Here is a 17616-nt window from a genome sequence, read left to right as displayed (position 1 = left end):
GCGGCCGGAAGGTGCCGGATCGCCCAGTTATTTCTCTCTTGACAGAAATAACTGAAATAACTAGATTTCACGACATGGAACTCACACCGATTGCCGAACGATTCATTCTCCACTGGGGCGAAATGGGCTCGCGGTGGGGCGTCAACCGCACCGTCTCGCAGATTCACGCGCTGCTTTACCTGGCCGGCCGGCCGATCGCGGCCGACGAGATCGCCGAGACGCTCAACGTCGCACGCTCCAACGTCAGCACGAGCCTGAAGGAGTTGCAGGCGTGGCGGCTCGCGAAGGTCGTGCATGTGCTCGGCGACCGCCGTGACCACTTCGAGACGTCGACCGACATCTGGGAGTTGTTCAAGCTGATCGTCGAAGGACGGCGACAACGCGAGATCGAGCCGACGCTCACGGTGCTGCGCGATTGCCTGACGAATCCGGAGATCGCCAACGAGAACCGCGAGACCGAACAGCGCATCCGCGACACGCTGGCGTTCGTCGAGACGCTGACGACCTGGTCGGACGAGATGCTGCGGCTCAAGCCCGATACGCTGATGAAGGCGCTCGGCATCGGCGCGAAGATCAGCCAGACGGTCAGGCGCAAGCCGTCGAAGTAAGCGGTAGCGGAAGTGCGGGCAGACAGCCCGCTTTTTTCGGAGTTGATATTTCTGTCATTACAGAAATAACTGTAAATAGAGGATGAAAGTGAACGCAGCCTTGTCGTCGACCTGCCAGCACGATCGCACCGGCGCGCGCAGCATGACCGTCCTCGTCTGCGGCGCGAACGGTTTCATCGGGCGGGCCCTGTGTGCGCAACTCGAAGCCGGCGGCCATCGTGTGCTGCGCGGCGTACGTCATGCGGCCGGTCCGCGCGACGTCGCGATGGACTTCGCGAAGGATGTCGATCCGCAAGCGTGGCGGGTGCGGCTGGACGGTGTCGACGTCGTGATCAATGCGGTCGGCATCCTCGCCGAGCAACGCGGCGCGACGCTCGACGCGGTGCATCGTGCCGCGCCGTGCGCGCTCTTCACCGCGTGCTGCCGCGCGCGGGTGCGGCGCGTGATCCAGATCTCGGCGCTCGGTGTCGAGCGTGGCGATACGCGGTACTTCACCGGCAAGCACGCAGCCGACCGCTTTCTGCAGACGCTGCCGATCGATTGCCGGATCGTGCGTCCCGCGCTCGTCTACGGCACGGCCGGCGCGTCGGCGCGTTTGTTCCGGATGCTCGCGAGCCTGCCCGTGCAGGTCCTGCCGGCGGGCGGTCATCAGCGGCTGCGCCCCGTGCATGTCGACGATCTCGCGGAAGTCGTCGCGCGGTGCGTCGATGCGCCGGCGGCCGGTAGCCCGGTGATCGACGTGATCGACGTGGTCGGCAACGACGAGGTCGAATACCGCGAGATGCTGGCTCGCTACCGCGCCGCGCTGGGGTTTCCGCCGGCCGCCTGCGTGACGCTGCCGGGCCCGCTGGCCGGCGCGGCGGCCGTGCTGCTCGGCATGCTGCCCGGCGCGATGTTCACACGCGACACATGGACGATGCTGCGCGGCGGGAACACCGGCGATCCGGCGGCTGCCACGGCAGTGCTCGGCCGGCCGCCGCGCGGCGTCGGCGGGTTCATCGGCGCTGACGCCACCGCGCTGCGGCGCGACGCGCTCGCGATGTGGCAGCACCCGTTGCTGCTGGGTGCACTCGCGATCGTCTGGATCTGGACGGCGATCGCCAGCGCATTCATCCATCCGCTGCAAGCGAGCCTCGCGCTGCTCGCCCATGCGCACCTGACGGGGCTGCCCGCGCTGATCGCGCTCTACGCGGCCAGCGCGCTGGACTTCGCGTTCGGCATCGCGACCGTCGCCGCGCCGTCGCGGCGCCTGTGGGTCGCGCAAGGCGCGCTGATCGTCGCGTATTCGGCCGTCATCGCGGTCACGATGCCCGGCCTGCTGGCCGAACCGTTCGGCCCCGTGCTCAAGAACGTGCCGATTCTCGCGATCCTGTCGATCCTGTTTTCAGAAGAAGAACACGCATGAATACCTATCTCGTCATCAAGGCGCTTCATATCCTGTCCTCGGTGCTGCTGGTCGGCACGGGATTCGGCACCGCGTTCTACCTGTTCTTCGCGAACCGCACGCGCTCGGTGCCCGCGATCGCGGCCGTGTCGCGGCTCGTGGTGCGCGCGGACTGGTGGTTCACGACGCCGGCCGTGATCTTCCAGCCGGCGTCCGGGCTGTGGCTCGCGCACACGGCCGGCTGGCCGTGGCATACGCCGTGGCTCGTCGCGTCGATCGTGCTGTACGCGATCGCCGGCGCGTGCTGGCTGCCAGTCGTCTGGCTGCAGCTCGAACTGGCTGCGATGGCGAAGCTCGCGCACGTGAACGGCGCCGCCGCGTTGCCGCAACGGTACTGGCGCTATGCGAAGCGCTGGGAGCTGCTCGGTTATCCCGCGTTCGTCGCGATGCTGGCCGTCTATTTCCTGATGGTGGTCAAGCCGATGTAAGTGCGCCGCCGCCATACGGGAATGGCGGTGCGGCGCAGTCGAACGCAGTCGATCGATCGTTTCACGATGCTGGCGATAAAAAGAAGGAGTGCAAATCATGAGATCAAATGAACTGGTGCTGTACTTCGACGGACGGTGTCCGTTGTGTGTCGCGCAAATACGGCGTCTCGGGGCCCGGGACGCGCGACACCGGCTGGCTTTCGTCGATATCGCCGAGCCGGGCTTCGATCCGGCGCCGCTGGGCGTCGACCTGTCCGCACTGAATCGCGAGCTGCACGCGCGCTTGCCCGACGGACGCATGCTGACCGGCGTGGACGGCATCCTGGCAGCCTATACGCTGGTCGGGCGCCGCTGGCCCGTGTGGCTGCTTCGCGTCCCGGCCATGCGCAAGGCGCTCGCGCCGCTATATCGTCGCTTCGCACGCAACCGGCATGCGGTTTCGCGCTGGCTCGGCCATCGCGCGCCAGCACGATGCGACGGGGCGGCGTGCGGGTTGGGCGAGTCTGCCGACGGCGCGGGGGCGGAGCGGTCCGTGGGCGACCGCGCGCGCCGCACCGTGGTGCGCTGGATGTACGGCGCGGCGATCGTGCACCTGCTCGTCGGCGCGGCCGTTCCGTGGGGCGCCGGCGCGGCGTGGCTCGACGCGTATCACCGCGGCGTCGAGCTGCATTTCTGGGCAGGCGCGGCGCCCGTGGAGGCGCGTGCCCAGCAGATCTGGTGGATGGCCTTGATCGGCGCGACGGTCCAATGCGCGTCGGTCTGGATGCTGGCGCTCGTCCACCTCGGTAACCGGCTGCGCAGGCGCGAAGTGTGGGGATGGCTGCTGGCCGGACTGTTGATCTGGGCGCCGCAGGACATGCTGTTGTCGTTGCAGGCGCAGGTATGGCGCCACGTGGCGATCGATGTTGCCGCGCTCGTCGCGATGGTGCCGCCGCTGGTCTGGCTGTGGAGGAGGGATACAGTATGAACACCTTGCCTGCTTTCGACTGGGCGCTCGACCTGCTGATCGTGCAGGGTGCGATGGGCGCATTCGATACGCTTTATCACCACGAACTCACGCAGGACCTGCCGCACCGCCCGCGCGCGCGGCTCGAGCTGGCGATACATGCGGTGCGTTCCGTGCTGTACGGTCTCGTGTTCGCGTCGATCGCGAACGTCGCCTTTCACGGTGCCTGGGTCGCGGCCCTCGCGGCCGTGTTACTCGTCGAAGTGGTGCTCACGTTGTGGGATTTCGTCGTCGAGGACCAGAGCCGCAAGCTGCCGGCGACCGAGCGCGTGCTGCACACGCTGCTGGCCGTCAACGGCGGCGCGCTGTTCGGGATGATCGCGATGCAGCTGGCCGCGTGGGCGCACGAACCGACCGCGCTGCGGGCACTCGACCTCGGCTGGCGCGGCTGGCTGCTCAGCGTGTTTGCCGTCGGCGTGACGGTATCGGGTCTGCGCGACGCGATCGCCGCATGCCGCATCGCGCGGCGCGCGCCGGTCGCCAATCCGTTCGCGGAGCTGCCACCCGGCACCGTGCTGGTCACCGGCGGGACCGGCTTTATCGGTGAAACCCTCGTGAACCAGCTGCTCGATGCAGGGCATACGGTCACGTTGCTGGCGCGCGATCCGCTACGCGCGGCGTACCTGTTTCATGGCCGCGTGCGCAGCGTGACGTCCGTCGAACAGTTGCAGCCGCACGAGCGTTTCGACACGGTCGTCAATCTCGCGGGCGCGCCGGTGCTGGGTGCGCGCTGGAGCAAGCGCCGGCAGGCCTTGCTGCTTGCCAGCCGCGTCGGCGTCACGCAGTCGCTGATGCGCTGGGTCGACACCGCCGAGGTCAAGCCGCGCACATGGATCCAGGCATCCGCGATCGGCTACTACGGCGTGCGGCCGGGCGACGAACGGCTCGACGAGGGGAGCAGCGCCGGCACCGGTTTCATGTCCGAGCTGTGCCGGCAGTGGGAGCAGTCCGCGCAACCGCTCGAGCGCCATGGAGTCCGCGCGGTGGTGCTGCGGCTGGGCATCGTGTTCGGCCCCGGCGGTGCGTTGCGCCCGATGCTGTTGCCGCATTACTTCGGGATGGGCGGCCGATTCGGCGACGGCGCGCAGGTGCTGAGCTGGATTCACCGGGACGACGTGCTGCGGATCATCGCGACCGCGATGTCGACTCGGCGCATGCACGGTGTCTACAACGCGGTCGCGCCCACGCCATTGACCCAGCGCGAGTTCGTCCAGATCGTGGCGAAGGTGCTGCGCCGCCCGGCCTGGCTGCACGTGCCGGCCGCGCCGCTGCGCGTGGCGATGGGCGAGATGGCGGAACTGCTGCTGGACGGGCAGCGGGTGATGCCGGCGCGGCTGCATCAGGACGGATTCATGTTCCGGTTCCCGGCGGCCGAGCCCGCGCTGCGTGACTCGATGAATCGGCCGCACGCCGATTTCGCACACTCGGCCTGCCGTTTGCCGCGCGCTCGTGTATAAATTCGGCGTGAACGCGTTCAGGACGTGCCGTGCGTCCCGAACGCTCCGCATCCGACCTCACAAAGGAGCCTGCATGCTGCACATCCTCGGCAAGATCCCGTCCATCAACGTCCGCAAGGTGCTTTGGCTGTGCACCGAACTGAACCTGCCGTTCGAACAGGAAGACTGGGGCGCGGGCTTTCGCACGACCAATGACCCGACCTATCTCGCGCTGAATCCGAATGGCCTCGTGCCGGTCATCAAGGACGACGACTTCGTGCTCTGGGAATCGAACACGATCATCCGCTACCTCGCGAACCGCTACGGCGGCGACGCGCTTTATCCGGCCGAGCCGCAGGCGCGCGCACGGGTCGATCAGTGGATCGACTGGCAGGCGTCGGACCTGAACCGCTCGTGGGTCGGCGCGTTCCTCGGCCTCGTGCGCAAGTCGCCCGATCACCAGGACCCAGCGGCGATCGCGCAGTCGATCGCGGGCTGGACGAAACACATGCAGGTGCTGAACGCGCAGCTCGAGGCGACCGGCGCGTTCGTGGCCGGCGATCACTTCACGCTCGCCGACATTCCGATCGGCCTGTCGGTGAACCGCTGGTTCGGCACGCCGTTCGAGCATCCCGATTTCCCGGCGGTCAAGCGCTATCTCGACCGTCTCGCGACGCGCGACGGCTTCCAGCAGTACGCGGGCAGCGCGAACCCGTAACGCACCCGATGTCGTGCGCAGCGCGGCGGCGTGACGGCTGCCGCCGCGCTGCGGCCGTGCTGCCGCCGTGTTGCGGCCGTCACGTGCCGGATGCCGGCACGGCGTCGAGCACGCGCGCGAGAAACGCCTCGTGATTCCACGCGGATTCCGGCCGCGACAGCCCGAGCCGCACGACCACCAGCTCGCGGCTCGGCACCACGCTCACGAACTGCCCTTCATGGCCGACCGCATGAAACGCGTCGGCCGGCATCGCGCGCGCCTGCGGATCGCGATCGTTGAACGGCTCCGGCACCTTGACCCACAGCTGCGCGCCGAATTCTTTCCGCGTCGATAGCGGCGTCGCGCGCGTCAGGTAGCGCACCCAGCCCTCCGGCAGCAGCCGCTGCCCGTTCCACCTGCCGTCCTGCAGCAGCAACTGCCCGAAGCGCGCCCAGTCGCGCGCGCTCGCATACATGAACGACGCACTGCCGAGCGTGCCGGCCGCATCGGGCTCGAACACCGCGCTGCGCATCCCGAGCGGCGCGAACAGCGCGCGGCGCGGAAACGCGAGGTAGTCGTCCTCGGTGCCGCCCATCGCTTCGCGCATCACGCGCGCGACGATCGCGCTCGTGCCGCTCGAGTAATGCCATCGGGTGCCGGGCGTCGCGGCGAGCGGCTTGGCCGACGCGAAGCGTGCGGTGTCGGGCTGCGTGAACAGCATCACGGCGACGTCGGACAGCGGATCGTCGTAGTCCTCGTTGAATTGCAGGCCGCTCGTCATCCGCAGCAGCTCGTCTAGCGTGATCGCCGCGCGCGGATCGCCGCCGCCGCGCCATTCGGGCAGCAGCGCCGACGAATCCGGCGACAGCTTGTGCTGCGCGACCAGCATGCCGACCAGCGCGGCCGTAACGGTCTTCGTCATCGACCAGCCGGGCAGCGGCGTGTCGGCCGTGAAGCCGGGCGCATACCGTTCGGCGATCACCTGGCCGCGCCACATCACGACGACCGCGCGCGTGCGCCGCGGCCGCGCCGGATCGGGTTCGTCGAATGCGCGGTCGAGCGCGGTCTGCAGCTTGCTGGCGTCGATGGCGGCGGGCGGTACGGCCGCTGCCGCTTGTGCGGCCGGCGGATCGGCGTCGGGCGGCAGCGCGGCCGGCAGCACGCCGGGCGACGGCCCCAGCGCGAGCGTGCAGCCGAGCCCGGGCCGGAAGTCAGCCTCGCGTTGCGCGAAGCCGGCGAAGGTCGCGACCGCGCGATGGTGCTCGGGATCGAGCGACGGGCGCACCAGTTTCAGCAGCGGATGCACGCCGGCCATGATGTCGACGTCGATCACCGACGCGGCCGGACGGCCCGAAACGAACACGCCGGAACACAGTGCCTTCGCGGCATAGCCCGTCGCGATCGGTGCCAGCCGCGACAGCATGTAGCCGGTGTAGCCGACCGCGGCGACGAGCGCGACTGCGGTACCGCGCAGGATCAGCGATTTGAAGGGGATCGTCATGCGCGAGCGTCCTCGGTGGCGTGCCGGCCGGCAACGATCCGGCAGTGTCGCAGGTTCGGGCAAGCGGTGGCAATCGCGGGGGCTGGCGACGCCGGGCGGCGTCGATCAGGCGGCATGTTGCCCGGCGTCTGCGAATCGCATGTGTCGATCGCGCAGGTTCGAACGGGCCGCATGCGGCCCGTTCGCGAGGTGCGTCATTGTGCGTTGTTGTTGTCCGAACGCAGGGTCCAGACCGTCGCGGTATTCGTGTTGTCGTCGACGGCCGCAAATTCCGGCTGGCCCTTGCTGCCTTGCCCGAACGCGAGCCCGAAGGCCGCCCCCGGCACGGAATCGACCTGCATCTGCGCGACGAAGCGCCCGTCGACCGTGAATTCGACGATCTCGCTCGGCTGCAGCGGGTCGGGGTTGACCGCGTCGCCATTCGCGGTCACGAGATGGCCGTTCGGCGCGAGCGCCAGCGCGAGCGGGCCGTGCAGGTGCCCCGCGTCGGAGTAGATCATCCGTCCGCGGCCGCCGTCGCGATTCGTCGACGCGGCGTTCTGGATCGCGAACACCGCGTTGTCGCCGGTGGAGGCGACATACAGGACGTCTATGTTCGGGTCGTACGCGAGGCCGGTCGGGCCGACGACGAGCGCGTTCTGATCGGTCCGGTTCACGTAGCCCGATGCGATGATGCGCGAGCTCGACAGCATCCTGACGCCGTCGTCGCCGATCGCCAGCTCGATCCGTGCGACCGTCCCGCTCAGTACGTTCGACACGAACGCGGTCACGCGCGGGCTGCGGTCGATCACGGTCATGTCCCACGGCCCGTCGAGCAGGGTGCCGCTGGACAACTGCGTGACGAGATTGCCTTGCGGACCGATGACGAGCAGCGAGCCCGGGGCGACCACGGTCTTGCCGTCCGGCGCGGGGACGTTGCCGACCAGCACGAAGCCGCTGCGCAGTACCGTGAGCGCGGTCGTCAGGCCGAGATTGCTGCCCTGGAAGAACGTCGTCGGCGTTTTGCCGGGCGACAGCTTCACGACCGTCGTGCCGGTGCCTTGCGCGTTCGACGCCGCGTTGAAGTTGGACACGACGACGTCGCCCGGTTTCAGCGTGCCCCAGCTCGGCACGCCGCGCGGTACGAACGCGATGCCGTACGGATTGACATCGCCATTGGCGGGCACGGTCGACGCGGTGACCGCCGAGACCGGCAGGATGGAGTCGCTGCCGCCGGCCCACGCGAAAGCCGACGACAAGGCGACCAGCCCGGCGCCGCAAGCCGCGCGGCATAGCGTGCGCGCAAGCGTGCGACCGGCGTGCGCGAAGACCGGCGGCTGAGCGGCGAAGACGGGCGGGGCGGGTGAACGACAGGAGGGGAGAGGGTCCATGGCATGACTCCGGTTGATGATCGCGATCAGTCATCCCGGCTGCCGGCCTGCGCAGCCGACGGGTGTCCGGCGCGGGTTCGCGATCGTGCAACGCGAACCCACGCTCGAAGTAAACGCATGACGGCGGCTGCATATTCCATCCCGTTACGCCTGTTGCATGCGCGCCGGCACGCATTGTTCGTCGCAATGGCGACACGGCCTGACAAGTTGAAATCGGACCCGTCGTCGGCCGATAATCGTCCGGCATCGCTCCCAGTCAAACCGCAACCGGAAAAAACGGAACACGCCATGTCCTATGACAACAACAACCCGTTCGCCAGGATCCTGCGCGGCGAACTGCCGTGCGTGAAGGTCGCCGAAGACGACGCGACCCTCGCGATCATGGATCTCATGCCGCAGGCCGACGGTCACGTGCTCGTGATCCCGAAGGAGCCGGCCGCGCAGATCTTCGAGTTGTCCGGCGACGCAGCCGCGGCCGGCATCCGCATGACGCAGCGCGTCGCGGCGGCCGTGCGCGCGGCGCTCGGGCCGGACGGCGTGTTCATCGGCCAGTTCAACGGCGCGGCGGCGGGCCAGACGGTCCCGCACGTGCACTTCCACGTGATCCCGCGCTGGGAAGGCGTCGAACTGCGCATGCACGCGCGCGACATCGTCGATTCGGCGACGCTCGAGTCGGTCGCGCAGCGGATCCGCGCCCGTTTCGTGTAACGCGTGCATGACCCGCGGCGCAGACCGGCGGCAGCGCACGCGTGCCGCCGCACTGTGGGAGCCTGTTTCGGCGGTCACACCAGGTAACACGTGTAACCGCTCGCGAAACTCGGCCCGGCGGCCCCGGCGCTAGACTCCGCGCATTGCTTCATCGAGCGACAGGAAGGGCGGATCGCCCCTTCGTGCCGGCCATCGCAGGTCGCGGCGGCACGGCCTTCGCAAGGTGCCATGTGTCCTCTTCGCCGGGAATCGAGCCATGTACAAAGTTCTCATCACGTTTGCGCTGATCGCCGGTCTGTCCGGCTGCTACGTCGCGCCGCCTTACGGCTACGCACCCGCACCGGCCTACTACGGCTATGCGCCCGCGTATTACGCCCCGCCCGTCAGTGTCGGGATCGGCGGCAACTTCCGCATCCGCTGAGTACGCGGCGCGCGCGGGCTGAGCCCGCGGGTCGCCAGGCCGCGTCGCTCGACGCGCTGCCGCCGCTTCCCGCAGGGACGACGCGCGCGTCGCATGACGGCGCGGGTGCGCATCGCTCGCCCGGGTTCCTATACTTCACAGGAAAGCCCACCCCGGCGAGGCAGCCATGGCCGTGACGCGCAAGGTCGCAATCGTGTCGAGCGTCTCCACGCTCGTCTATCTCGGGCTCGCCGTGCTCGGCATCGGCGGGTTCGCCGCATTCTTCTCGCATCCGCAACTGACCGTGATCGTCGTCGCGACGCTCGCGCTGGCCGTCGCCGCGCTGTTTACCGAAGGCAACCTGAGCGCCGGCGAACGCGAGAACCGCGACAACCGCTGGGTGCTCGCGGCATTCGCGGCGAGCGGCTTCCTGCAGGCCTATCTGCCCGCGCTGACCGACCGGCTCGAGGTGTGGACCTTCGGCGGCGACACGGTGCGCTGGATCGGCGTCGTGCTGTTTGTCGCGGGCGGGGTGCTGCGCATCTGGCCCGTGTTCGTGCTCGGCAAGCGTTTCAGCGGGCTCGTCGCGATCCAGCCGGGTCACACGCTCGTGACAGGCGGCATCTACCGCCGCATCCGCAATCCGAGCTATCTCGGCCTGGTGGTCAATTCGATCGGCTGGGCGTTCGCGTTCCGCTCGGGCGTCGGGCTGCTGCTCGTCGCGCTGACGATGGTGCCGCTCGTCGCCCGCATCCGTTCCGAGGAAGCGCTGCTGCGCGCACAATTCGGCGCCGAATACGACGCGTATTGCGCGCATACCTGGCGGCTGCTTCCCGGCGTGTACTGACCCTCCATGGCGCCTGAACGGCCGGGTCGCGCCGGCCCGGCGCGCGCCGCTCGCCCGATGTGTTGCCACGTGTGTCCGAACGCGCGGCGCGGGCGCGTTCCGGGTCGTGATTCCGCGGGGCCGGACCCCGGCCGGAGCCTTTGCCGGCAGGCTTCGCACGGGTTTCCGCCGAGATTTTCGGGCCCTGTTTCGGTAAACAACTTGTTACCAGAATGTCGACGGCAAGGAGGCTCGAGCGGTGCTATTCTTCGCCGCAAGCTCATTGAAATGAATTGGTCCGGGATTCGGCACAATGCCGGAGTCGACGTCGATCGATTCAGATCGTCGTATCGAGCGGACCTTCAATAACCAGATTGCGAACAAGGAAGAATACGGGAATGTGGAAGAAAATCGCCCCCGCTCTCGTCGTTGCCGTGCTGACCGGCGCGACCGCAGTGCCGGCATTGGCCGGTGACATGAACAACGCGCTCGGCGGCGCGCTCGGCGGGGTCGCCGGCGCAGCGGTCGGCGGCGCAGTCGGCGGCAGCACGGGCTCCGTGATCGGCGGCGCGATCGGCGGCGGCGCGGGTGGCGCGGTGACGTCGAACCGTCGCGAACGCACCGGTGCGATCATCGGCGGCGCCCTCGGTGGCGGCGCGGGTACCGCGGCAGGCAACGCGATGGGCGGCCGCACGGGCGGCCTGCTGGGCGCGGCCGTCGGCGGCGGCGCCGGCGCGGCGCTCGGCGGCAACCTGTCGCGCAACTCGTACGACCGTGGCGATCGTGGCGATCGCGGTTATCATCACCACAAGCATCGCCATCACCGCGACTGGGACTGATTGCCGCGGGCGCGGCACGGTGCGCAGCTTGCGCACCGGCGCGCCCGACGCATCGGCACCCGATCCGACCGCCGGCCCGGCGGCCTCAGCCGGGCCGCCATCGCCGGCAAGTCCGGCAAGTCCGGCAAGTCCGGCAAGTCCGGCGAGTTTCACCCCCTTCAGCAATCCCTGCCCAGCCCCGCTCGACGGGCCGGCACGCTCCCTCCCGCTGCACCTCTCCCGCTGATCGACGACATCGCCAGTTGCATTGAACTGCACTCGGGCAGGGTCGGCTCACGCCATTCGTCTCGTTGTCGACACGCCGGCCGAGCGCGGCCGGATCATCGCGCGTGGTCCGTACGCGGCGGTCTGTCGCCACGCGCGCGTCGATCGTCCGGGTCATCCTTCATTTGCGTAACCGCGTGTATCGCGACGGAGCCTCGATGGCTACGTTCGACGCGCTCGGACGCGTCACCGGCATCGTTCCAGCGAGCCGTTGAAATCCATCCGGCCATCAGGATTTCCCTGATGCGCGGGCTGCTCGTGACACGCGTCCTCCGGCCGTCGCGGGCGCGGGCGGGTAGTGGGAAATCGAATGGATGTCATCGCAACATTTAATTGGTCGATCAGGATCGTCTTCGCTATCGTCAACGCTGCCCGCGTACGGAATCGAACCGTGCCGTCCCCCGTGCCCCGCCGCATGACCCGAGTGTCCGCGGCCCGGCCGCCGGACCCACAAGCATGGGTCGCCCCGCCCGCTGAACCGGACGGACCCGTCGCGAAGCCTGGCCGACCGAACGAAGGCGCCCGCGCTTTCAAGCCACCCCGGCAACGATGTTCCGCCGCCGCATGCGTGCCCCACGCGCATGATGCCGCGGCTGCCGTTGATCCCCGGGGCCGGACCAACCCATTGCCTGGATGCTTTATGTCTAAGACAACGTATTACGCGCCGCATGGCGGCCACCCGCCGCAGACCGATCTGCTGACCGATCGCGCGATGTTCACCGAGGCGTACGCGGTTATTCCGAAGGGAGTGATGCGCGACATCGTCACGAGCTGGCTGCCGTTCTGGACCAACACGCGCCTGTGGGTGATCGCGCGTCCGCTGTCGGGTTTCGCCGAGACCTTCTCGCAGTACATCGTCGAAGTGAACCCGGGCGGCGGCAGCGACAAGCCGGAGCAGGACAGGAACGCCGAAGCCGTGCTGTTCGTCGTCGAAGGCGAGGCCGAGCTGACGCTGCAGGGCAACAAGCACACGCTGAAGCCGGGCGGCTACGCATTCATTCCGCCGGGCGCCGACTGGACGCTGCACAACGTCAGCGATGCCGCCGTGCGTTTCCACTGGGTCCGCAAGCACTACCAGGTCGTCGACGGCATTCCGCTGCCGGAAGCGTTCGTGACCAACGAGCAGGACGTCGAGCCGATCCCGATGCCGGGCACCAACGGCGCATGGGTGACGACGCGCTTCGTCGACATGAGCGACATGCGTCACGACATGCACGTGAACATCGTGACGTTCGAGCCGGGCGGCGTGATTCCGTTCGCCGAGACGCACGTGATGGAGCATGGCCTGTACGTGCTCGAAGGCAAGGCCGTCTATCGCCTGAACCAGGACTGGGTCGAGGTGGAAGCAGGCGACTTCATGTGGCTGCGCGCGTTCTGCCCGCAGGCATGCTATTCGGGTGGCCCTGGCCGTTTCCGTTACCTGCTGTACAAGGATGTGAACCGTCACATGAACCTGACGCTGAACCCCGCGCGCTAAACGTCGCGCGCGTCGGATCGAACAGCCCGCCGGTGCCTGCCGGCGGGCTTTTTTGTTTGCGATGCGGTTCGGTAGAGGTTGCCACCGGCGTCTCCCATCCTTTCCTAAATAAAATTTAGCCAGCCAAACTTTGGCTAAAGAATGTTCCGGTATCCCGGCATCCCTTCGACAATGCGCGCCTTTCGTGACCGACGGGCGCCACTCGAGCGCCCGCTGTCGCCGCATTGAAGAAGGAGCCTGCATGACCGACCACACCGCTACCCCTCCGCCGCCCCCGGCACCGCCTCCTGCGTCGCCGCGCCGTGCCTGGCGCATGCTCGCGGGCGCGCTGCTTGGCCTGACGCTCGCGTGCGCGGGCATCGGCGCATGGACGATCCATCGCATCTGGACGCAACTGCCGTCCGTCGAACATCTGGCCGTCTATCGGCCCGCGCTGCCGCTGCGGATATTCGCGCGGGGCGGCGAGCTGCTGGCTGAATACGGCGTCGAGCGCCGCGAGTTCGTGCCGCTCGAACGCATTCCGCCGCTGATGCGGCAGGCGCTGCTCGCAGCCGAAGACGCGAAGTTCTACCGGCATGGCGCGATCGATGTCGGCGGCCTCGCGCGCGCGACGTTCGCGAACGTCGTGACGGGGCAGCCGGGGCAGGGCGGCAGCACGATCACGATGCAGGTCGCGCGCAACTTCTACCTGACGCGCGACAAGGTGCTGAGCCGCAAGCTCGCCGAGATCCTGACGGCCATCAAGCTCGAACGCGAATACAGCAAGGACAAGCTGCTCGAGCTGTACATGAACCAGATCTATCTCGGCGAGCGTGCGTATGGCTTCGCGGCGGCCGCGAGCGTGTATTTCGGCAAGCCGCTCGACGCGCTGAGCGCGGGCGAGGCGGCCGTGCTCGCCGGGCTGCCGAAGGCGCCGTCGGCGTTCAACCCGGTCGTCAACCCGGCGCGCGCGACTGCCCGGCGCAACTACGTGCTCGGCCGCATGCATGCGCTCGGCGAGCTCGACGACGCGACCTACCGCGCGGCCGTCGCCGCGCCGATCGCGCTGGCGACCACGCCGCCGCCCGGCATCATTGCGGCGCCGTACGTCGTGGAGCGTGCGCGCCGCATGATGGTCGAGCGCTTTCACGACGACGCCTATACGCTCGGCCTCGACGTGACGACGACGATCTCGATGCGCGACCAGCGCGCGGCCGAAACCGCACTCGACCGCACGCTGCGCCGACAGCCTGCGCAGCGCGATGCGCGCAACGGGCTCGAAGGCGCGCTCGTGTCGCTGGATGCGGCGACGGGCGACATGCTCGCGCTCGTCGGCGGCGCGGATTTCAACCGCAATGGGTTCGACCACGCGCTGCAGGCGTATCGCCAGCCGGGTTCGAGCTTCAAGCCATTCGTCTACTCGGCGGCGCTGGAGAAGGGCTACTTCCCGGGCGTGCTGGTCGACGACACACAGCGCACGCTCACGCATGCTGAAACCGGTGCGCGGCCGTGGCGTCCGCGCAATTTCGGCAACCGCTACGAAGGCTTCATCCCGGTGCGGCGCGGGCTCGTGCGCTCGAAGAATCTCGTTGCGGTCAGCCTGATGCAGGCGGCCGACGCGCGCTACGTGCAGCAGCATGCGGTGGGCTTCGGTTTCGATGCGCCGCGCAATCCGGCGTCGCTGCCGCTCGCGCTCGGCGCGGGCGCCGTGACGCCGCTCGAACTCGCGAGCGCGTACGGCGTGTTCGCGAACGGCGGCATGCGGAGGGTGCCGCGGCTGATCCTGTCGGTGCAGCAGCGTCACGGCGGCGCGCTGTACGACGCGCCGGCGCCGGAAGGCACGCGCGTCGTGTCGGCGCGCAACGCGTTCGTGATGGACAGCATGCTGCGCGACGTCGTGCGCGCCGGCACCGCGCGCGGCGCGCTCGCACTGCGCCGCGACGACGCGGCCGGCAAGACCGGCACGTCGAACGGCTCGAAGGACGTGTGGTTCGCCGGCTATTCGTCGGGTATCGTCGCGGTCGCATGGCTCGGCCACGACACGCCGCGCCCGATGGGACGCGCGACCGGCGGGACGCTTGCGCTGCCGGTCTGGCTCGACAACATGAAGGTGGCCGTCGACGGACGCACGCCGGTCGATGCGACGCCGCCGCAGGACGTTGCGCTCGTCGACGGCGATTTCGTGTACGCCGAATACACCCGCGGCACGTGCACGGCCGACGTGCCGCCGTTCATCCGCAGCCGTTTTGCCTGCAGCGGTGCGCCGGCTTCCGAGGCGTCGGGCGATCACGACGATCACGACGAGCGCGGCGAGCCGATGCCCGCGGCCGTCGATGCGGCCGAGCGCGAACGCGTGCTCGACCTGTTCCGTACCGAAGACTGAGGCGCGCGATGCATACGCTTTATCTGCTTGCGATCGTCGCGGAAGCGATGTCGGGCGCGCTGATGGGCATGCGGCGCGGGATGGACCGCTTCGGGCTCGCACTCGTCGGCGCGGTGACCGCGCTCGGCGGCGGCACCGTGCGCGACGTGCTGCTCGGTCACTATCCGCTCGGCTGGATCGCGCATCCCGAGTACCTCGTGATCACGCTCGCCGCGGCCACCGTCGCGTCGTGGGCTGCGCGGCACGTCGCGCGCATGAAGACGCTGTTCGTCACGGTCGACGCGATCGGCCTCGCGGCGTTCACGATCATCGGCTGCGACATCGGCGCGTCGACGGGCACCGCGCCGATCATCGTCGTGCTGGCCGGTGCGATCACCGGCGTGTGCGGCGGGATGCTGCGCGACCTGCTGTGCAACGAGATGCCGCTGATCCTGCGCGAGGAACTGTACGCGAGCGTCGCGTTCGTCACCGGCACGCTCTACGTCGGGATCCAGCATCTGGGCATCGACGCTGGGGTCGCGACGGTGGTCGCGCTGGCGGCGGGCTTCTCGATGCGGATGCTGGCCGTGCGGCTCGGGTGGAAGATGCGCACGTTCGGCGTCGCGGACGTCGAGCATTGAGTGACGGGGCGGCTTGAGGGGACGCGGCACGCGGATGCACACCCCGCGTCGCGTCGCAATTCAATCGAGCTGCATGACCTGAAAGACATTTCCCTCCGGATCGACGCCGTCATAGATCCGGTACGCGAATCCGTCGTAGCGCTTGAGCTTGCGTACCGTGACGCCGTCGCGGGCGGGCCGGTCGAGAAGCCGCTTTCGGCGAACGCCGAGCCGCCGAACGAGCGCTCCTGGAAATGAAAGGAAACGGATAATTTTATCAGTGCAAATGAGAATTATTATTAACTAAAGGCAGGACCACGGGCCGCTCGGGCGAGCGCCTGCCTGCGCGGTTCGTGCGAGCCGCGCGCGGAAGCATTCGGGAGACACGGGCCGGGGCCGGCCCTAGGCGAGCGATTCGAGGCGAATCAGCAGGTTGCGCGCATGTGCGATGAACGCATCGTGCGTCGCGCGATCGCCGTGGCCTTCGAAGCCGGCCTGTTCGGCGAACGCGAGCTGTTCGGCGTAGAGCTCGACGAGCGCACTGCGGGCGTCGGGCGGAAGCGCGCGGATCATCGAGACGAGCAGCAGTTCCTGCGCGCGCAGCATGCCGGACAGCGATTGGGGGTTCATGCCGACCTCCTCGAACGATGCGGCGGCGTGCCGCTCATTGAATAGTAGGTGGTCGGCGCACGCAGCGGGACTCAGCCGGCGGCCGTCGCCGCCCGCGCGTCGCGCACGACCTGCGCGACGTGCTCGACGAACGCGGCGTCGACGCTCGACAGCGCTTCACGCTTGCCGTCGGGCATCTCGACCATCAGCCGGTACGTGACGTCCTGGGTGGTCCAGGCGAGATAGCCGACGACGGCGAGCATCACGCCGACGACGAGCGCCGCGCTCGATGCGCCGATGCCGCCGGCGATGGCGGTGGCCGCACCGGTCAGCGAGATCAGCCACGGCACGAGGCGATTCTTCGGGATCTTGACGACATCGACGTTGCGGATGTCACGCAGCGGGAAGACTTGCCCGGCGGCGGACAGGCCGCTGCGGGTGACCATGACGCCGCGTTCGTTGAATGCGTTTTCCATCGTGTGGGGCGTGGACGAAAACGCGCAGCGTAGCAGACTTCGTTGCCGCGTCAAACGAGACCGAGTGCCGCACGGCGCGTGCGGGCCGGCCGCGATGCGGGCAGCAGCGGGACGAAGGCGGCCGTCAGAACTGCAGCCGGCCGTCGCCGTACAGGCGGCCGGGCACATGCGACGCGACGACCTCGGCGATCTCTTCGTCGGTCGATTCGGCCGGCACGATCTGGCGCCGCGCGGGCGCGTCGAGATGCATCGTCCATTCGACGAGCCGGTACGGGCGGCCCCACGGACGCTGCATTTCCACCGACACGCGGCAACTCTGGACCGGAAGCGAATGCTGGCGCGTCAGAATCGCGTGCAGATGGCTGTAAACGGTATCTTCGATCATCCTGGCCTCCGATCCTGTCTTGTGGGCAGTTGATGGCGGTGCCGCAGTAGGTCAAAAAAAAGCCGCCGATGCTCAGGCGGCCAACAGGGGGGGTGAGAGCATCCTCTCAACCCAGAATTAAGCGAAACTTAAAAGCACATAAAAAAGCGCCCCGCGTGGAGCGGGGCGCTTCTTGCCGTCG

General features: G+C 68.5%; 18 protein-coding genes and 1 pseudogene. 13 read left to right on the top strand and 6 right to left on the bottom strand.

The annotated features are described in order from the left end of the window. Window positions 1–74: 74 nt before the first annotated feature. From PI86_RS02490 to PI86_RS02465, 6 genes are all read left to right on the top strand, one after another. Window positions 75–608, top strand: coding sequence for a GbsR/MarR family transcriptional regulator (locus PI86_RS02490; protein ID WP_039318455.1), 534 nt, complete (start codon window positions 75–77; stop codon window positions 606–608). Window positions 609–696: 88 nt separating this feature from the next. Beyond that, window positions 697–2013, top strand: a complete 1317-nt coding sequence (locus PI86_RS02485) for an SDR family oxidoreductase (protein ID WP_039318723.1) — start codon at window positions 697–699, stop codon at window positions 2011–2013. Next, complete coding sequence (locus tag PI86_RS02480) at window positions 2010–2480, top strand: DUF2269 family protein (protein ID WP_014900886.1); 471 nt, start codon at window positions 2010–2012, stop codon at window positions 2478–2480. Before PI86_RS02485 ends, PI86_RS02480 begins: the two co-directional genes overlap by 4 nt. Before the next feature lie 97 nt (window positions 2481–2577). Then, on the top strand, window positions 2578–3447 hold the full coding sequence (locus PI86_RS02475; RefSeq protein WP_039318454.1) for a thiol-disulfide oxidoreductase DCC family protein: 870 nt from the start codon (window positions 2578–2580) through the stop codon (window positions 3445–3447). Further along, entirely contained in the window at window positions 3444–4943 is a 1500-nt protein-coding gene (locus PI86_RS02470; protein ID WP_039318452.1) for a TIGR01777 family oxidoreductase, read from the top strand. Before PI86_RS02475 ends, PI86_RS02470 begins: the two co-directional genes overlap by 4 nt. Window positions 4944–5016: 73 nt before the next feature. Continuing rightward, window positions 5017–5640 carry a glutathione S-transferase family protein gene (locus PI86_RS02465; RefSeq protein WP_039318451.1) on the top strand — a complete coding sequence of 208 codons (624 nt, stop codon included), beginning with the start codon at window positions 5017–5019 and terminating at the stop codon, window positions 5638–5640. A 79-nt stretch (window positions 5641–5719) separates the two neighbouring features. Here the strand turns inward: PI86_RS02465 and PI86_RS02460 are convergent, their stop codons facing one another. Beyond that, on the bottom strand, window positions 5720–7120 hold the full coding sequence (locus PI86_RS02460) for a serine hydrolase domain-containing protein (protein WP_039318450.1): 1401 nt from the start codon (window positions 7118–7120) through the stop codon (window positions 5720–5722). 194 nt (window positions 7121–7314) lie between these two features. Beyond that, a complete protein-coding gene (locus PI86_RS02455) occupies window positions 7315–8490 on the bottom strand; it encodes a hypothetical protein (RefSeq protein WP_200885175.1) in 1176 nt (391 codons plus the stop codon). Between the two features lie 288 nt (window positions 8491–8778). On the opposite strand from PI86_RS02455, the gene PI86_RS02450 reads away from it, so the two are divergent. The 7 genes from PI86_RS02450 (at window position 8779) to PI86_RS02425 (ending at window position 15986) form a co-directional block, all read left to right on the top strand. Continuing rightward, window positions 8779–9198: an HIT family protein gene (locus tag PI86_RS02450; protein ID WP_039318448.1), complete on the top strand. Its 420-nt coding sequence runs from the start codon at window positions 8779–8781 to the stop codon at window positions 9196–9198. Between the two features lie 256 nt (window positions 9199–9454). Next, complete coding sequence (locus PI86_RS17425; RefSeq protein WP_014900893.1) at window positions 9455–9619, top strand: hypothetical protein; 165 nt, start codon at window positions 9455–9457, stop codon at window positions 9617–9619. 166 nt (window positions 9620–9785) lie between these two features. Then, window positions 9786–10445: a methyltransferase family protein gene (locus PI86_RS02445; protein ID WP_014900894.1), complete on the top strand. Its 660-nt coding sequence runs from the start codon at window positions 9786–9788 to the stop codon at window positions 10443–10445. Window positions 10446–10822: 377 nt separating this feature from the next. Then, window positions 10823–11263 (top strand): hypothetical protein, encoded by a 441-nt coding sequence (locus tag PI86_RS02440; protein WP_039318445.1) that lies wholly within the window; start codon window positions 10823–10825, stop codon window positions 11261–11263. A 904-nt stretch (window positions 11264–12167) separates the two neighbouring features. Beyond that, complete coding sequence (locus PI86_RS02435) at window positions 12168–13004, top strand: bifunctional allantoicase/(S)-ureidoglycine aminohydrolase (protein ID WP_039318442.1); 837 nt, start codon at window positions 12168–12170, stop codon at window positions 13002–13004. Window positions 13005–13245: 241 nt separating this feature from the next. Continuing rightward, a complete protein-coding gene (locus tag PI86_RS02430) occupies window positions 13246–15366 on the top strand; it encodes a penicillin-binding protein 1A (RefSeq protein WP_039318439.1) in 2121 nt (706 codons plus the stop codon). 8 nt (window positions 15367–15374) lie between these two features. Continuing rightward, window positions 15375–15986 (top strand): trimeric intracellular cation channel family protein, encoded by a 612-nt coding sequence (locus PI86_RS02425; RefSeq protein ID WP_014900898.1) that lies wholly within the window; start codon window positions 15375–15377, stop codon window positions 15984–15986. 60 nt (window positions 15987–16046) lie between these two features. On the opposite strand, the pseudogene PI86_RS17585 reads toward PI86_RS02425, so the two are convergent. The 4 genes and pseudogenes from PI86_RS17585 to PI86_RS02405 all read right to left on the bottom strand — a co-directional run. After that, window positions 16047–16169 (bottom strand): annotated as a pseudogene (locus PI86_RS17585) (VOC family protein); the annotation flags it as partial. A gap of 198 nt (window positions 16170–16367) precedes the next feature. Further along, window positions 16368–16595, bottom strand: coding sequence for a hypothetical protein (locus tag PI86_RS02415; RefSeq protein ID WP_014900899.1), 228 nt, complete (start codon window positions 16593–16595; stop codon window positions 16368–16370). A 71-nt stretch (window positions 16596–16666) separates the two neighbouring features. Then, the gene (locus PI86_RS02410; protein ID WP_014900900.1) at window positions 16667–17050 is read right to left on the bottom strand and encodes a DUF6232 family protein; all 384 of its coding nucleotides are present in this window, start codon (window positions 17048–17050) and stop codon (window positions 16667–16669) included. Window positions 17051–17174: 124 nt separating this feature from the next. Next, on the bottom strand, window positions 17175–17435 hold the full coding sequence (locus PI86_RS02405) for a DUF2866 domain-containing protein (RefSeq protein WP_006757196.1): 261 nt from the start codon (window positions 17433–17435) through the stop codon (window positions 17175–17177). Between the last annotated feature and the right edge of the window lie 181 nt (window positions 17436–17616).

The sequence above is a fragment of the Burkholderia sp. A9 genome (assembly GCF_000801975.1).
The sequence above is the reverse complement of the archived record's forward strand: the minus strand, read 5'-3'. Positions and strand labels throughout refer to the sequence as shown.

Coding starts and splice junctions, on each gene's coding strand:
- PI86_RS02475 (WP_039318454.1), top strand. CDS start 2,578: ATGAGATCAAATGAACTGGTGCTGTACTTCGACGGACGGTGTCCGTTG.
- PI86_RS02430 (WP_039318439.1), top strand. CDS start 13,246: ATGACCGACCACACCGCTACCCCTCCGCCGCCCCCGGCACCGCCTCCT.
- PI86_RS02405 (WP_006757196.1), bottom strand. CDS start 17,435: ATGATCGAAGATACCGTTTACAGCCATCTGCACGCGATTCTGACGCGC.
- PI86_RS02425 (WP_014900898.1), top strand. CDS start 15,375: ATGCATACGCTTTATCTGCTTGCGATCGTCGCGGAAGCGATGTCGGGC.
- PI86_RS02440 (WP_039318445.1), top strand. CDS start 10,823: ATGTGGAAGAAAATCGCCCCCGCTCTCGTCGTTGCCGTGCTGACCGGC.
- PI86_RS17425 (WP_014900893.1), top strand. CDS start 9,455: ATGTACAAAGTTCTCATCACGTTTGCGCTGATCGCCGGTCTGTCCGGC.
- PI86_RS02455 (WP_200885175.1), bottom strand. CDS start 8,490: ATGGACCCTCTCCCCTCCTGTCGTTCACCCGCCCCGCCCGTCTTCGCC.
- PI86_RS02435 (WP_039318442.1), top strand. CDS start 12,168: ATGTCTAAGACAACGTATTACGCGCCGCATGGCGGCCACCCGCCGCAG.
- PI86_RS02465 (WP_039318451.1), top strand. CDS start 5,017: ATGCTGCACATCCTCGGCAAGATCCCGTCCATCAACGTCCGCAAGGTG.
- PI86_RS02460 (WP_039318450.1), bottom strand. CDS start 7,120: ATGACGATCCCCTTCAAATCGCTGATCCTGCGCGGTACCGCAGTCGCG.
- PI86_RS02450 (WP_039318448.1), top strand. CDS start 8,779: ATGTCCTATGACAACAACAACCCGTTCGCCAGGATCCTGCGCGGCGAA.
- PI86_RS02415 (WP_014900899.1), bottom strand. CDS start 16,595: ATGAACCCCCAATCGCTGTCCGGCATGCTGCGCGCGCAGGAACTGCTG.
- PI86_RS02480 (WP_014900886.1), top strand. CDS start 2,010: ATGAATACCTATCTCGTCATCAAGGCGCTTCATATCCTGTCCTCGGTG.
- PI86_RS02445 (WP_014900894.1), top strand. CDS start 9,786: ATGGCCGTGACGCGCAAGGTCGCAATCGTGTCGAGCGTCTCCACGCTC.
- PI86_RS02490 (WP_039318455.1), top strand. CDS start 75: ATGGAACTCACACCGATTGCCGAACGATTCATTCTCCACTGGGGCGAA.
- PI86_RS02470 (WP_039318452.1), top strand. CDS start 3,444: ATGAACACCTTGCCTGCTTTCGACTGGGCGCTCGACCTGCTGATCGTG.
- PI86_RS02410 (WP_014900900.1), bottom strand. CDS start 17,050: ATGGAAAACGCATTCAACGAACGCGGCGTCATGGTCACCCGCAGCGGC.